Origin of the sequence: Salipiger abyssi (assembly GCF_001975705.1) — a bacterium.
Lineage (GTDB): Bacteria > Pseudomonadota > Alphaproteobacteria > Rhodobacterales > Rhodobacteraceae > Salipiger > Salipiger abyssi.
The window spans coordinates 210264-224455 of the sequence record NZ_CP015091.1; the positions used below are offsets into that span (position 1 = coordinate 210264).

Genomic DNA, 14192 nt, shown 5'->3' on the forward strand with positions numbered 1-14192 from the left:
GCGGCCTGTTGCGTTCGTCTGTAAAGAGACGGTTAATATATTGTATATTAAAGAAATTTCCAAGCTATCCGAGCTTTTGTGACGACGCGACAAACCTGTCTTGACAGCTCATTTCGCCTCTGACTATCCTAATAAGACAATAACATACACAATAGTGGAGGTCAAAATGATGCTCGATACATTCGGCAAGGCCGGTCTGCTGGCCGCCCTGCTTGCCGGTACGTCCCTCGCCCTGCCCGCCTATGCCGAGGGCACGCTCGATATCGCGATGATCGGCGAGCCCGACACGCTCGATCCGATGATGTCGACCAAGGGCGTGGTGTCCATCGCCACCCAGCATTTCATCGAAACGCTCTATACTTTCGATTCCGCGTGGAACATCGCACCGCTCCTGGCCGTGGACATGCCCGAGATCAGCGAAGACGGGCTGAGCTACAGGATCGCCATCCGTGAGGGCATCACCTTCCATGACGGCTCGACCATGGACGCGCAGGACGTGGTCGCCTCGCTGGATCGCTGGCTGGAGGTCGCGACGCGTGGCAAGCTGGTGGCCGAAAAGGTCGCTTCGGTCGAGGCGACCGGCGATTACGAGGTGACGATCACCATGTCCGAGCCCTATTCGCCGCTGCTGTCGCTGCTCGCCTTCTCCAATTCCGCCGCCGCGATCTATCCCGAAGAGATCATCGGCGAGTCCATCGACGAGCCGATCGGCACCGGCCCCTATATGGTCGCCGAACATGTGCCCGACCGGTATCTGCGCGTGGTGCGCTTCGACGATTACGTCTCGCGCGACGAGCCCTCCGACGGTGCCTCCGGCGCACGCCAGCAGATCCCCGACGAGATCCGTTTCGTGCCGGTGCCCGATGCCAATACCCGCGTCGAGGGGCTGCTCTCCGGGCAGTTCGACTTTGCCGATAGCCTCCCGGCGGAGAGCTATGCGCGGCTCGAAGGCTCCGATACCGCCGAGCCGATCCTGCAAAAGCCCTTTGGCTGGCCGATCTTCGCGATCAATCACAAGGCCGGACTGCTGACCGATCTGCCGATCCGTCAGGCGGTGCAGGCGGCGCTGCCCATCGACGACATGCTGTTCGCGGCCTTCGGCGACGACACGTTCTTCCAGGTCGACGGGCCGATGTATCCCGAGGGCTGGGCCTGGCGCAACGAGGCCGGGACCGAGTCCTTCAACCAGAACGACCAGGCGAAAGCCCGCGCGCTGCTGGAAGAGGCGGGCTATGACGGCACGCCGCTGCGCATCCTGACCTCGCGGCAATACGAATTCCACTACAAGATGGCCGAGGTCGCGCGCATGGCGCTGGAGGCCGCCGGATTCGCCGTGCAGATGGATGTGGTCGACTGGGCGACGCTGGGCCAGCGCCGCAACGATCCCGCACTTTGGGACATCTACATCACCCACTCGCCCTTCCTGCCGGAGCCGTCCCTGACCAGCCTTTACGACGCGACCTCGCGCCTCGGCTGGACCAATCCGGAGAAGGAAGAGATCATGAAAGCCTTCACCACCGAGACCGATCCGGCCAAGCGGCAGGAGATCTTTGCCCAGCTTCAGGAGCAGGTCTTCACCGATGTGGGCTTCATCAAGATCGGCGCGTTCAATGCCCTGACCGGCCAGCGCCAGGGCCTGACCGGGGTGACCGACACCCCCTGGCCGTTCTTCTGGAACTCGGAAGTCTCGGAATAATACAGGATCCCGTGGCGGGGCTGCCGGTCCGGCACCCCGCCCGATCCATTCGTGTCCCGGAGGCCGCATGGCACGCTATCTGATCAAACGCATCCTCGGGATGTGTGTCGTCATCTTTCTGGTCCTGACCATTGCCTTCATCATCGTGCGCCTGGCGCCGGGCGACCCCGCCGCGCTGATGCTGGGGCCCGACGCCACGGCGGAGGATGCGGCGGCGCTGCGCAGCCAGCTTGGCCTCGACCGGCCGATCACGGCGCAGTACCTCTCCTTTGTCAGGGGCGCGCTGCAAGGCGATCTCGGCACCTCGATCTATTTCAAACAGCCGGTGGTCTCGGTGCTGGCGGGGCGGGCGGAGCCGACGATCTTCCTGTCGCTCTTCTCGCTGGTGATCGCGCTGGTGATCGCGACACCCATCGGCATCTATGCCGCCTACCGGCGTGGCTCGCTGCTCGATCAGGGCGCGATTAGCACGGCCATGCTTGCCGCCTCGATCCCCAGTTTCTGGACCGGGCTGATGTTCCAGCGCTATCTCGCCACCGATCTGGGTTGGTTCCCGGCCTCGGGCTATGGCGCGCCGGACGCGAGTTTCGTCGAGCGGATGGGATATCTCATCCTGCCCGCCATCGTGCTCGGCATCGTCAATTCGGCGCTGATCCTGCGGTTCACCCGCGCCTCGATGCTCGACATCCTGGGCGAGGATTACGTGCGGACCGCGCGCTCCAAGGGCATGACCGAGCGCCGGGTGGTGCTGCGTCACGCGCTCAAGAACGCGGCGATTCCGATCATCACCGTGATCGGCCTGACCTTCGCGCTGCTGGTCTCGGGCGCCGTGGTGACGGAACGGGTCTTCAACATCCCCGGCATGGGCAATCTCGTGGTCAGCGCGGTGCTGCGCCGGGATTACCCGGTCATCCAGGGCGCGCTGATCGTGGTCGCCTCGCTCTATGTGCTCATCAACCTGCTGACAGACCTGCTGTACCTGCTGGTCGACAAGCGTGTGAAATACTGAAGCGGAGAACATTCGATGGCCGCCCCATCCGCCGCCAGCCCCGACGCCAAGTTCCTGGCGCTGCTCTTTTCCCGCCGCGCGGTTCTGCTCGCGCTGATCGTCTTTACCGCGATCCTGCTGCTCTGCCTCTTCGCGCCGCTGGTGGCGCCCGCCGATCCGATGAAGATGTCGGTGCGTGCAAGGCTCAGCCCGCCGGGCGGAGACTTCCTGCTCGGCGCCGATGCCTTTGGCCGCGACGTGCTGTCCCGGCTGCTCTATGCCGGGCGCGTGTCGCTGATGATCGGGCTGGGCGTCGCCGTGCTCGCCTCGGTCGCGGGGATTGCCTTCGGGTTGCTGGCCGGGTTCTTCCGACGGCTCGACGGGCCGATCTCGCGGCTGGTCGATGCGATGATGGCCTTCCCCGACATCCTGCTCGCTATTGCGCTGGTGTCGATCCTCGGCGGATCGGTGGTCAATGTGATCATCGCGCTTGCCATCGTCTACACGCCGCGCATCTCGCGCATCGTGCGCGCCTCGACGCTGGTGATCCGCGAGCTGCCCTATGTGGAGGCGGCGCGGGCGCTCGGCTCCTCCACGCGCACGATCATGTTCACCCATGTGCTGCGCAACATCCTCTCGCCCATCGTGGTGCAGGCCACCTTCATCTTCGCTTACGCCATGCTGGCCGAGGCGGGCCTTTCGTTCCTCGGGGTCGGCATCGACCCCAAGACCCCGTCCTGGGGCACGATGATCAACGAAGGGCGGCAATATCTCGACCAGGCGGCGTTTCTCATCGTCTTTCCCGGGCTGGTGATCTCGGTCTCCGTCCTGGCTCTGCAACTTATCGGCGACGGTTTCCGCGATGCGCTGGACCCGCGCCTGGCAAAGGATCTCTGACATGGCGTTCAAACTCGTGAACTTCCGGCCCGTTGGCTTCGACACGGCCCCCAGCGAAATCCATGTGGACGATGCGGGCCGCGTCGCCGCCGGGGCCATCGACGGCGCCGAGGTCATCGACGGCAAGGGCGCGTTTCTCAGCCCCGGCTGGTGCGACCTGCATGTGCATGTCTGGCATGGCGGCACCGATATTTCCGTGCGCCCCGAAGAGGCGGGCCGCGCCACCGGCGTCACCGCCATGGCCGATGCCGGCTCGGCGGGCGAGGCGGCGTTTCACGGGCTGCGGGAATATGTGATCGAGCCGGGTCAGGAGACGATCAAGGCCTTCCTCAATATCGGCTCCATCGGGCTCGTGGCCTGCAACCGCGTGTCCGAGCTGCTCGACCCGCGCGTCTCGGTCGATGTGGACCGCACCCTTGCCGTCGCCGAGGCCAATCGCGACGTGATCTGCGGCATCAAGGTGCGCGCCAGCGGCGTGATCGCCGGCGGCTGGGGGCTGACGCCCGCCAAGATCGCCAAGCGGGTCGCCGAAATCCTCGACCTGCCGCTGATGGTGCATGTGGGCGAACCCGCCCCGCTCATTGATGAGGTCTTCGATATCCTGACCCCGGGCGACATCGTCACCCATTGCTTCAACGGCAAGCGCGCGGGCTCCATCGGCGACACGCCGCAGCTCTTCGCGCAGGCCAAGCGCCTGGCGGAGGAGGGCGTGCGCATGGATATCGGCCACGGGCAGGCCTCGTTCAGCTTCGAAACCGCGCGGCGGGCGCTGGCGGACGGGCTGCGCCCGTTCTCGATCTCGACCGACCTTCACCTGCGTAACATCAAGGGGCCGGTGCATGACATGTCGACCACCCTGGCCAAGCTTCTGGCAGTGGGCCTGCCCTTCGACGAGGTCATCGCCGCCGTGACCGAGCGCCCGCGCGGGATGCTGGGCCTCTCGGGCCGCGACGGGCTGACCCCGGGCATGAAGGCCGATTTCACGCTCTTCGATCTGGAACCCTATGGCAAGACGGCCACCGACAGCCTCGGTGCCGATCTCGAAATCGCCGAGATGTTCGAGCCGCGCATGACGGTGATCGGCGCCTCGGTGCAATCCGCGAAACGGAGGGCTGCATGACGGAAAGCCCAATCCTCGACGTGCGCAACCTGCGGGTCGGCTTCCGGTCGCGCCGCAGCCAGGTGACGGCGCTGCGCGACGTAAGCTTCACCCTCTATCCGGGCAAGACGCTGGCGCTGGTGGGCGAGAGCGGCTCGGGCAAATCGGTGTCCTCGCTGGCCATCATGGGGCTGCTGCCGCGCAATGGCGCGGTCACCGGCGGCTCGATCCGCTATCGCCGCCGCGACGGCGGCGAGATGGATCTGGCGCAGGCGGACGAGGCGACCCTGCGCGGCATGCGCGGCGCCGAGATCGCGATGATCTTTCAGGAGCCGATGTCTTCGCTCAACCCGCTCTTCAGCATCGGCGACCAGATCGGCGAGATGCTGCTTTTGCACAGCGATCTCGACGCGGCGGCCCGGCGCAAGCGGGTGATCGAGATGCTGGAGCTGGTCGAGATCCCGGGCGCCGCGCGCCGCGTCGACCAGTTTCCGCACGAGATGTCGGGCGGCATGCGCCAGCGGGTGATGATCGCGCTGGCCATGGTCTGCAACCCGGCGCTGCTGATTGCCGACGAGCCGACCACGGCGCTCGATGTCACCATTCAGGCGCAGATCCTCGACCTGATGCGCCGCTTGCAGCGCGATCTGGGCATGTCGATCCTGTTCATCACCCATGATATGGGCGTGGTGGCCGAAATGGCCGACGACGTGGCGGTGATGTATGCCGGCGCCATTGTCGAACAGGCCGGCGCCGAGGCGCTTTTCGAGACGCCGAGCCATCCCTATACGCAGGGGCTGTTGCATTCCATCCCGGTGCCGGGCCGGCCCGAGGGCGAGCGGCTGGTGCCGATCCCCGGCGCGGTGCCGGCGCTGCACGCCATGCCGCCGGGCTGCGCCTTTGCGCCGCGCTGTGGTCTGGCGCAGGACGTGTGCAAAAAGCCGGTGGCGCTGCGCGATATCGGCGGCGGGCACAATGTCGCCTGCGCGCTTGCCGGACGGGAGCAGGCCCATGTCTGAGCCCTTGCTGAAAATCCGCAATCTCACCAAGACCTTCAACGCGCCGAGCGGTGCCGTTCAGGCGGTCAGCGACGTCAGTTTCGACATTCCGCGCGGCTCGATCACCGGGCTCGTGGGCGAAAGCGGCTCGGGCAAGACGACGCTCGGGCGCGCGCTGCTGCGGCTGATCGAGCCGACCTCCGGCGAGACGGTGTTTGACGGGCAGGATCTCAACACGCTTTCGGTCGCCGAGATGCGCGAGGCGCGCAAGCGGATGCAGATCATCTTTCAGGATCCGGTCTCCTCGCTCAACCCGCGCCTGCGCGTGGGCGACATCATCGCCGAGGGGCTGAAGGCGCATAAGATCGGCACCGCGCGCAGCCGCCGCGACACGGTGGCATCGCTGCTCGAAGAGGTCGGGCTCAGCGCCGATCACATGGGCCGGTTTCCGCATGAATTCTCGGGCGGGCAGCGGCAGCGTATCGGCATCGCGCGGGCGCTGGCGCTGGAGCCGGAATTCATCGTGGCCGACGAAAGCGTCTCGGCGCTCGACGTGTCGATCCAGGCGCAGGTGCTCAACCTGCTGCTCGACCTGCGGGAGCGGCGCAACCTGACCATGCTGTTCATCGCGCATGATCTTTCCGTGGTGGAATATCTCTGCGACCAGATCGCGGTGATGTATCTCGGCAAGATCGCCGAGATCGGCCCGTCACGCCCGCTCTACGAGGCGCCTGCGCATCCCTATACCGAGGCGCTGCTCTCGGCGATCCCGCTGCCCGATCCCAAGCGGAACCGCAGCCGGACGATCCTCAGGGGCGACATTCCCAGCCCGCTCGCGCCGCCCTCGGGCTGCGTGTTCCGCACCCGCTGCCCGCATGCGGAGGATGCCTGTGCGCAGGGCGATACCGCCGCCATCACCGTGGGTGCCGCCCACCAAAGTTACTGCAAAAGAACTGAAGAGCTATATGTCCGTGCTTGAACGCAAATCCGAAACCGCCATTGCCGACCGTCTTGCCGAGCTGGGGGTCGAGCTGCCCGCCGCCGCGCCCGATCCCATCGGGGCGTTCTGCAATGTCCGGCAGACCGGCAATCTGGTCTATGTCTCCGGTCAGGGCCCTGTCCTTGCCGACGGCACGCTGCTGCGCGGCAAGGTCGGGCGCGAGATCGGCGTTGACGAGGCCCGCGACCGCGCCCGGCTGGTGGCGGTCAACATCCTCGGCGCGCTGCGCGATCATCTCGGCGGGCTCGAACGGGTGACCGGCGTCATCAAGCTTCTGGGGCTGGTCAATGCCAGCCCGGATTTCGAGCGGCACCCGGCGGTGATCGACGGCGCCTCGACCCTGCTTGCCGATGTGTTCGGCCAGACCGGGGTGCATGCCCGCTCGGCCTTTGGCGTGGCCTCGCTGCCCAACGACATCAGTGTCGAGATCGAGGCGATTTTCGAGATCGGAGACGCGGCATGACCGGCATGTGGGACTGGCACGATGCGCAGGGGTTGAGCCGGGTCATCAACGTCTCCGGCACGATGACCGGGCTCGGCGCTTCGGTCACCGCCGCGCCGGTGCAGCAGGCGGTGGCGGCGGCGATGGGGCGCTTCGTCAAGATGCACGAGCTTCAGGCCAGCGCCAGCGAGGTGATCGCGCGGCTTACCGGGGCAGAGGCCGGCTTCATGACCGCCTCCGCCTCGGCGGGGGTGAGCCTGTCGCTTGCCGGCTGCATGACGGGGCTCAATCCGGGCGCCGCCGAGGCGCTGCCCCGCGATCCGGGGCAGACACCGAATGTGGTGGTGCAGATGGGCCATCTCTGCGGATACGGCGCGCCGATTTCGCAGGCGGTCGAGCTGACGGGGGGCGCGGTGCGCTCTATCGGGCAGTCGACGCTCTGCACCGACTACGCGCTCGAGGCAGCGCTCGACGAGACCGTCGCCGCGGCGCTTTATGTCGTGTCGCACCATGTGGTGCATTACGGCCAGATTCCGCTGCGCCGCTTTGCCGAGATCTGCCATGCGCGCGGTGTGCCGGTCGTGGTGGATGCGGCCTCGGAATACGATCTGCGCGGCTTCCTCGCCGCCGGAGCCGATATCGTCATCTATTCCGGCCACAAGTTCCTCGGCGGTCCGACATCGGGCATCGTCGCGGGGCGGCGCGATCTGGTGCGGGCGGGCTATCTCCAGAATATCGGCATCGGCCGGGGCATGAAGATCGGCAAGGAGAGCATTGCCGGGGCGATCGCCGCGCTGGAGGCCTGGGAAACCCGCGATCACGACGGCATCCGCGCCCGCGAACGCGCGGCGCTCGACCTCTGGACCGGGGCGCTGGCCGGGATCGACGGCGTTGCCGCCCGGATCGTTCCCGACCCGACCGGCAACCCGCTCGACCGGCTGGAGGTGCATGTGGATGCGGCACGGCTGGGCGCCGGGGCAGGATCGGTCGCCGGGCTGCTCGCGTCGCGCGATCCGGCGATCATCGTGCGCGATCACGAGGTCGAGCTTGGCTATTTCCAGCTCGATCCCTGCAACCTTCTACCGGGTCAGGCCGAGATCGTGGCCGAGGCGCTGGTCACGGCACTGAGCGACAAAGCCGGACTGGCACAGGCGGCGCCGGTCGATGCGCGCAATGGCGGCGTCGCGGGCTACCTGAACTGGGGCGCGGTCTGACAGGCGAAAAGACCGCCCCGCACGGGTGGTCGGCCAGACGCGAAGCGAGCGACCAGGCTGCGTTTGGGCAGCCTCCCGCCCTCGGCCACCGGCTCCCCGGGGCGGAGTTTTTGCCGATGGCCATGGCGATGCTTGCCATCGGGGGCAGGGGCCGCTTTCCCCGCGTGTTGCCCGGTGTTCGTGTCGTTCCAATGGCGATCATGCCGCTCATGTTGTCCAGCCACCGCGTGAACTGGCGGCCTGAGCGGTCGGAACGAAGGCAAGCTTCTTCCGGGCCGACACGAGCAACGAGCCGGAAGAGCGGTTCAGCGACGAGGCGGCGGTGGAGGCGATGCAGAGATTCATCGATATCGGTCTATCGGGGCTGCGGGACGCCCTCGAAGCACCATAAAAGGCACCCGTCTGCCCGCGGGGCCGCTCATGACTCGCAGGTCATGCGCCCGTGGTCTCAATGATGGCAGGCGCGCGACCTGTCGCGCGCCTGCCATCATGTGTCGCAACTCAGTTTAGAATGTGCCCTGTGTGAACTCACGCCAAAGCGCAAATTCTGATTTCTTATTCTACGTCAGTCGGTTCTGGATATCCACGAGCTTGGCCTCGAACACCTCGGCGGGCGTTCGGTAGCCCAGGCATTTGCGGGGCGTCGCGTTGAGGCGCTGGCAAATCGACCTCAAATATCGATTTGTCAGCGCCGTCGGTTCGGTCGAGCGGGGCAGGAACTTGCGAAGACGGTTGTTGGTGTTCTCGACCGTACCTTTCTGCCAGGGCGCCCGCGGGTCGCAGAACCAGCTGTCCGCGCCGATCCCATCCTTGAGCCGTTGCCATGCCGAGAACTCGGACCCGCGGTCGAATGTGATGGATTGGCGTGCGTCGGCGGGCAGGGCGGAGAGCCCATGGATGAGGGCTTCCATGATCGGCTTCGATCGCCGGTCCTCGTTGCGTTGCACGACGGTGTAGCGGCTGACGCGCTCCACCAGGGAGGTCACGTTGATCTTGCCGTGCTCCTTGCGGAACATCACCAGGTCACATTCCCAGTGCCCGAACTCAACGCGCTCGGCGACGCGATCCGGTCTGTTTGAAAGGTTCTGCGCATCCGAGATGTGGCTGCGCTGGTACCGGCGGTATCCACGAGGTCTGCGGCGTCTGCGATGCTCGGGCAGGTGCCGGTAGAACTGCTCGGCGCGACCTTCCTTCGAGTAGGCGTAGCGATAGATCGTTTCGTGGCTCACGCGGATACCATGCTGCTCGAGACGCATCCGGCCGGCGATCTGCTCCGGTGACCAGCCAGCCTTGAGACCATGCTCGACGGCAGCTTTGAGCTGAGGGTGCTGAACCATCTTGCGGTGAAGGGCGCGGCGCTTCTCGCTCATGGTCTGAGCGTTCAGCGCGTAGTATCCTGCGAGCTCTGGCAGTCCGCCGCCGTCGAAGTGGTTGCGCTTCAGATCACGATAGATCGTCGAGGGGGCGCGGCTCAGGCGATCCGCGATCTCGGGTATCGGCATCTTGGCTTCACGCCACTTGGCAATCTTGATCCGTTCCTCGAAACTCAGCTGAAGGTAGCAACGACCCATCCCACGTCCTCCATGCAAACTTCTGTTTTGATACAGAATTTGCACTTCGTTTGTGAATCCACCGCTACAGACGCACGATGCCTATAAGGTATGTTATGTAAAATACATTCTCGGGCGCATACCCTGTTTCCCAAACCGAGAGCCGCTAGATCCTCACCAGAACCTTGCCGACCACCCCGCGCCCGTTCAGCGCCTCGATGGCAGAGCCTGCCTCTGCGAGATCATAGGTCGCGTGTATTCTGGGAGAAATACGCCCGTCACCACAGAGCGAGAAAAGCCGGGCCATGGCATGCCGGTTCGCCTCCGGATCGCGCTCGATCGCAGCGCCCCAGAAGACGCCGCGAATGTCGCAGGATTTCAGCAGCGGCAGATTGGCGGGGATCTTCGCGATCCCGGCGGGAAAGCCGACGATGAGAAACCGCCCGTCCCAACCGGTGCAACGCAGCGCGGGCTCGGTGTAATCGCCGCCGACCGTATCCACCACGATATCGGCCCCCTCGGTGCCGAGCGTCTCGCGAAAACGGGTGCTCAGCGCCTTCTGCCCGTCGCGGTCGAGCGGCCCGCGCGGATAGAGCACGCCGGTATCCGCTCCTCGCTCCCGCGCCGCCGCCAGCTTGTCCGCGTCGCTTGCGGCGGCAATCACGCGCGCGCCGAGCGAGCTGGCAAGCTCGACAGCGGCGAGGCCGACCCCGCCGCCGGCGCCGAGCACGAGAACGCTCTCGCCCTCGCGCAGCGCCCCGCGCTCTTCCAGCGCATAAAGCGCGGTGCCATAGGTCATTTGCAGCGCCGCCGCCTCGGCATCGCCGACCATATCGGGAATCCGGTGGCAGCTCTCTGCCGGCAGACAGATCTGCTCTGCCAGCGCCCCCCACATGGGCAGCGCGGCGACGCGGTCGCCAACCGCAAGATCCTGCACATCCGGACCCAGCGCCTCCACGACACCCGCCAGCTCGGCACCGGGGGCGAAGGGGCGCTCGGGGCGGTATTGATAAAGATCGCGGATGATCAGCGTGTCTGGGTAGTTGATCCCCACATAGCGCACCGCGATCCGCACCTCGCCGGGGCCGGGCTCGGGTGTCGGGCGCTCTTGCAGGCGCAGTGTCTCTGGGCCGCCGGGCGCGTCGCTCAGCAGAATTTTCATATCAGTGTCTCCCTGCAACCGAGGCGGCGCAAGCGCGCCTCATTGCGGCGGCACGAAATGCCAGAGGTTCGCGCCCGCCGCGCCTTTCGCCTTTTTCAGCTCGTTGCGGGCAATGACCCGCATATGCACCTCGTCCGGCCCGTCGAGAAAGCGCATTGCCCGGCCCCAGGTCCAGAGGAAGCTGAGCGGCGTGTCCGGCGTCAGCCCCGCGGCGCCAAAGACCTGAATTGCGCGGTCCAGCACCTGCGTCTGCAAGCGCGCGGCGGTGACCTTGATGGCCGAGACATCCACCCGCGCCGCCCTGGCGCCATCCCGGTCCATCCGAAAGGCGGTTTGCAGCATCAGCAGCCGCGCGGCGTCGATCTCCATCCGCGAGGTGGCGATCCAGTCCTGGATATTTGCGTTGTCCGCCAGCGCCTTGCCGAAGGTCCGGCGTTCGAGCGCCCGCGAGCACATCAGCTCCAGCGCGAGCTCGCACTGGCCGATGGTGCGCATGCAGTGGTGAATCCGCCCCGGCCCCAGCCGCGCCTGCGCCAGCATGAAGCCGTCACCCGGCTGGCCGAGCATCGCATCGGCGGGCACGCGCACATTGCGGAACAGCACCTCGCAATGCCCCTCGGGCGCGTGGTGATGCATGATCGGGACATCGCGCACCACCTCGACCCCCGGCGCATCCATCGGCACCAGAATGAAGGAATGCTTGCGATGCGGGTCGGCGTCTTCGTCGGTGTCGGATATACCGAACACGATGGCGAGCTTCGCATTCGGGTGCTTGGCCCCGGTCGAGAACCATTTCCGCCCGTTGACGATGTAGTGGTCCCCATCCGGCAGGATCGTGGTCGCCAGATTGGTTAGGTCGGACGAGGCGGTGTCGGGTTCGGTCAGCCCGACGATGGAGCGGATCTCGCCGGTCATCAACGGATCGAGCCAGCGCGCCTTTTGCTCGGGCGTCGCAAAGCGCTTGAGGATCTCCATATTGCCGGTGTCGGGCGCCGAGCAGTTGAACACCTCCGAACTCCACGGCACGCGCCCCATGATCTCGGCCAGCGGCGCATATTCGAGATTGGAGAGCCGCGTGCCCGGGTCGCTCTCTTCCAGCTCGGGCATGAACAAGTTCCAGAGCCCCTGCGCATGGGCCCGCGCCTTCAGCGGCTCGATCACGTCGAGCGGATAGATCCCCTGCCCCGCCAGAGCGTGATAGCGGTGGTTTGCGGGCAGCACATGCGCCTCCATGAAATCGCTCAACTGCCGCCGGTAGGTTTCGGTCCGTTCCGAATAGTCGAAATCCACGTCGTTCTCCTCCTCAGCTCGGGTCAGAAGCCGTTTGCGTCTTTGGACAGGATCTCTGCCGCGAGCCGCGCGCAGACCGGGGCGAGCGCGCCCACCTCCAGCGCGTCGGCGCCCGATGCCTGCCCGGATTTCGCCCGTGCGGTGATGCCTTCGAAGATCACCGCCATGCGGTAGAAGGCAAAGGCGCGGTGAAACGGGGTGAAATCGCCCTGCGACCCACCCTCGGCGCGGTAGCGGTCGAGGAATTCCGACGGGCCGGGAATGCCGAGCGCGTCGAGATCCAGCCCGGCCAGGCCGCCGAGCTGATCGGGCGCGAGCCGGTAGAACATCATCCAATGCGCCAGATCCGCCATCGGGTCGCCCAGCGTCGAGAGCTCCCAGTCCAGCACCCCGGCGATCCGGCCTGCCCCGGTCTCGTAGATCAGATTGCCGATGCGGTAATCGCCATGCACCACCGCTGCCGGGCTTTCCTCCGGCACATTGCCGGCAAACCATGTGGCAAGTTCCTCGATCAGCCGGTCGCTCTGCACACGCGTGGCCTCCCATTGACGGCCCCAGCGCACGACCTGCCGGGCATAATAGCCTTCGGTCTTGCCGAACCCCTCCAGCCCCGCCGCGCGCCAGTCGAGCCGGTGCAGCCTGGCCAGCACCCGCGCCGCATCGTGGTAAAGCGCGCGGCGCCTGTCGGGCGCGAGGTCGGGCAGCGCGCTGCTCTCGGAGACGCTGCCGCTCAGTCGCTCCATGAGATAGAAGGGCGTGCCGAGAACCGCCGGATCCTCCTCGAAGAGCACCATCTCCGGCACCGGCACGCCGCTGCCGGCCAGTGCCTTCATCACGCGGTATTCGCGGTCCACCGCATGGGCGCTCGACAGGGTCGCGCCACCGGGCTTCTTGCGCAACACCAGCTCGCGCGCGCCCTGCGTCACGAACCAGGTCGGGTTGGACTGGCCGCCGGCGACAGGGCACAGTTCCACCGGCCCGCCCAGCACCTGTTCGAGCGCGGCAGGATCGAAATCCGGATCTACGGGCATCTACATGGCCTTTGCGTTCGTCATTGGAGTCTCGTCTTCGAGCCCGGCGATCTGGATGCCGCGCCAGAAATCCTCGATATGACGCCGCGCCCAGAAACGGGCGGTTTCCTGATCGCGGTTTCGGATGGCGGCAAGCACATGCGCATGCGCCTCGATCTGCCGCCCGAAGGCCTGCGGCACCTTGGGTGCGACCTGAGTAAAGCCCCGATAGAGCAGCAGCGCGATCGGCTCGCGCGCAAGGATCAGCACCCGGTTCTGGCCCATCTCGGCGATCAGTGAGTGGAACTCGGTATCGATCCGGATCGTCTCCTGCTCGTCCTCTTCCGCCTCGATCAGGCGCACATGCAGGTCTTCGAGCTGCGCCACGGTGTCCGGCGTCGCGTGTTCGGCTGCCAGCGCGGCGGCAAGCGGTTCGGTCTCGAGCGCGACCTGCCAGAGCTCGCGGAACGTGACCTTCATCAGCACCATCGCCCGCCCCGCCCGCGTCGCGAGCTGGTCGATCTGCGGCATTGCCACTTCGAGCCGGCGCGGCGACGGACGGTGCACCAGCCCGTCGCTTTCCAGCTGCCGCAGCCCCTCACGAACGGTGCTGCGCGTGACGCCGAACATCTCCGCAAGCGCGACCTCGCCCGGCAGCCGCTCGCCGGGCGGCAGCGACCCGTCGAGGATCTGCGCCTGGATCGCGTCGGCAATCTGGCGATAGGCGTAATTCACCTTGAGCGGCTGACCGCGCAGGCTCATCGGCTCCTCCTCCAAAATCGCCGGACAAAGCCGCCCAAACGGACGCACACCCGGCTCTCCCTGAAGAAATCTTAGGTCGCTAAG

At 66.2% G+C, this 14192-nt stretch carries 13 protein-coding genes; 8 read left to right on the plus strand and 5 right to left on the minus strand.

Annotation, left to right across the window (positions count from 1 at the left end):
• Positions 1-166: 166 nt before the first annotated feature.
• From Ga0080574_RS02485 to Ga0080574_RS02520, 8 genes are all read left to right on the plus strand, one after another.
• On the plus strand, positions 167-1696 hold the full coding sequence (locus Ga0080574_RS02485) for an ABC transporter substrate-binding protein (RefSeq protein ID WP_083716747.1): 1530 nt from the start codon (positions 167-169) through the stop codon (positions 1694-1696).
• A gap of 67 nt (positions 1697-1763) precedes the next feature.
• On the plus strand, positions 1764-2705 hold the full coding sequence (locus Ga0080574_RS02490) for an ABC transporter permease (RefSeq protein WP_076694998.1): 942 nt from the start codon (positions 1764-1766) through the stop codon (positions 2703-2705).
• A gap of 15 nt (positions 2706-2720) precedes the next feature.
• Positions 2721-3581, plus strand: coding sequence for an ABC transporter permease (locus Ga0080574_RS02495; protein WP_076695000.1), 861 nt, complete (start codon positions 2721-2723; stop codon positions 3579-3581).
• A 1-nt stretch (position 3582) separates the two neighbouring features.
• Positions 3583-4701 (plus strand): amidohydrolase family protein, encoded by a 1119-nt coding sequence (locus Ga0080574_RS02500; protein WP_076695002.1) that lies wholly within the window; start codon positions 3583-3585, stop codon positions 4699-4701.
• Complete coding sequence (locus tag Ga0080574_RS02505; protein ID WP_076695005.1) at positions 4698-5699, plus strand: ABC transporter ATP-binding protein; 1002 nt, start codon at positions 4698-4700, stop codon at positions 5697-5699. The genes Ga0080574_RS02500 and Ga0080574_RS02505 overlap by 4 nt, the downstream gene beginning before the upstream one ends.
• Positions 5692-6657, plus strand: coding sequence for an ABC transporter ATP-binding protein (locus Ga0080574_RS02510; protein ID WP_076695008.1), 966 nt, complete (start codon positions 5692-5694; stop codon positions 6655-6657). Before Ga0080574_RS02505 ends, Ga0080574_RS02510 begins: the two co-directional genes overlap by 8 nt.
• The gene (locus tag Ga0080574_RS02515) at positions 6644-7141 is read left to right on the plus strand and encodes a RidA family protein (RefSeq protein ID WP_076695011.1); all 498 of its coding nucleotides are present in this window, start codon (positions 6644-6646) and stop codon (positions 7139-7141) included. Before Ga0080574_RS02510 ends, Ga0080574_RS02515 begins: the two co-directional genes overlap by 14 nt.
• Positions 7138-8334 carry an aminotransferase class V-fold PLP-dependent enzyme gene (locus Ga0080574_RS02520; RefSeq protein ID WP_076695013.1) on the plus strand — a complete coding sequence of 399 codons (1197 nt, stop codon included), beginning with the start codon at positions 7138-7140 and terminating at the stop codon, positions 8332-8334. The genes Ga0080574_RS02515 and Ga0080574_RS02520 overlap by 4 nt, the downstream gene beginning before the upstream one ends.
• Before the next feature lie 560 nt (positions 8335-8894).
• Here the strand turns inward: Ga0080574_RS02520 and Ga0080574_RS02525 are convergent.
• The 5 genes from Ga0080574_RS02525 to Ga0080574_RS26790 form a co-directional block, all read right to left on the minus strand.
• Positions 8895-9905, minus strand: a complete 1011-nt coding sequence (locus Ga0080574_RS02525) for an IS30 family transposase (protein WP_076695015.1) — start codon at positions 9903-9905, stop codon at positions 8895-8897.
• A 145-nt stretch (positions 9906-10050) separates the two neighbouring features.
• Positions 10051-11046: an NADPH:quinone oxidoreductase family protein gene (locus tag Ga0080574_RS02530; protein ID WP_076695017.1), complete on the minus strand. Its 996-nt coding sequence runs from the start codon at positions 11044-11046 to the stop codon at positions 10051-10053.
• 39 nt (positions 11047-11085) lie between these two features.
• Complete coding sequence (locus Ga0080574_RS02535) at positions 11086-12336, minus strand: acyl-CoA dehydrogenase family protein (protein ID WP_076695020.1); 1251 nt, start codon at positions 12334-12336, stop codon at positions 11086-11088.
• A 23-nt stretch (positions 12337-12359) separates the two neighbouring features.
• Complete coding sequence (locus tag Ga0080574_RS02540; protein WP_076695023.1) at positions 12360-13367, minus strand: phosphotransferase family protein; 1008 nt, start codon at positions 13365-13367, stop codon at positions 12360-12362.
• Positions 13368-14108 (minus strand): FadR/GntR family transcriptional regulator, encoded by a 741-nt coding sequence (locus tag Ga0080574_RS26790; protein WP_076695026.1) that lies wholly within the window; start codon positions 14106-14108, stop codon positions 13368-13370.
• Positions 14109-14192: the final 84 nt, after the last annotated feature.

What these genes read in the sequence shown, in the direction of transcription:
- Ga0080574_RS02485 (WP_083716747.1), top strand. Translation starts at nt 167, where the DNA reads ATGATGCTCGATACATTCGGCAAGGCCGGTCTGCTGGCCGCCCTGCTT.
- Ga0080574_RS02490 (WP_076694998.1), top strand. Translation starts at nt 1,764, where the DNA reads ATGGCACGCTATCTGATCAAACGCATCCTCGGGATGTGTGTCGTCATC.
- Ga0080574_RS02495 (WP_076695000.1), top strand. Translation starts at nt 2,721, where the DNA reads ATGGCCGCCCCATCCGCCGCCAGCCCCGACGCCAAGTTCCTGGCGCTG.
- Ga0080574_RS02500 (WP_076695002.1), top strand. Translation starts at nt 3,583, where the DNA reads ATGGCGTTCAAACTCGTGAACTTCCGGCCCGTTGGCTTCGACACGGCC.
- Ga0080574_RS02505 (WP_076695005.1), top strand. Translation starts at nt 4,698, where the DNA reads ATGACGGAAAGCCCAATCCTCGACGTGCGCAACCTGCGGGTCGGCTTC.
- Ga0080574_RS02510 (WP_076695008.1), top strand. Translation starts at nt 5,692, where the DNA reads ATGTCTGAGCCCTTGCTGAAAATCCGCAATCTCACCAAGACCTTCAAC.
- Ga0080574_RS02515 (WP_076695011.1), top strand. Translation starts at nt 6,644, where the DNA reads ATGTCCGTGCTTGAACGCAAATCCGAAACCGCCATTGCCGACCGTCTT.
- Ga0080574_RS02520 (WP_076695013.1), top strand. Translation starts at nt 7,138, where the DNA reads ATGACCGGCATGTGGGACTGGCACGATGCGCAGGGGTTGAGCCGGGTC.
- Ga0080574_RS02525 (WP_076695015.1), bottom strand. Translation starts at nt 9,905, where the DNA reads ATGGGTCGTTGCTACCTTCAGCTGAGTTTCGAGGAACGGATCAAGATT.
- Ga0080574_RS02530 (WP_076695017.1), bottom strand. Translation starts at nt 11,046, where the DNA reads ATGAAAATTCTGCTGAGCGACGCGCCCGGCGGCCCAGAGACACTGCGC.
- Ga0080574_RS02540 (WP_076695023.1), bottom strand. Translation starts at nt 13,367, where the DNA reads ATGCCCGTAGATCCGGATTTCGATCCTGCCGCGCTCGAACAGGTGCTG.
- Ga0080574_RS26790 (WP_076695026.1), bottom strand. Translation starts at nt 14,108, where the DNA reads ATGAGCCTGCGCGGTCAGCCGCTCAAGGTGAATTACGCCTATCGCCAG.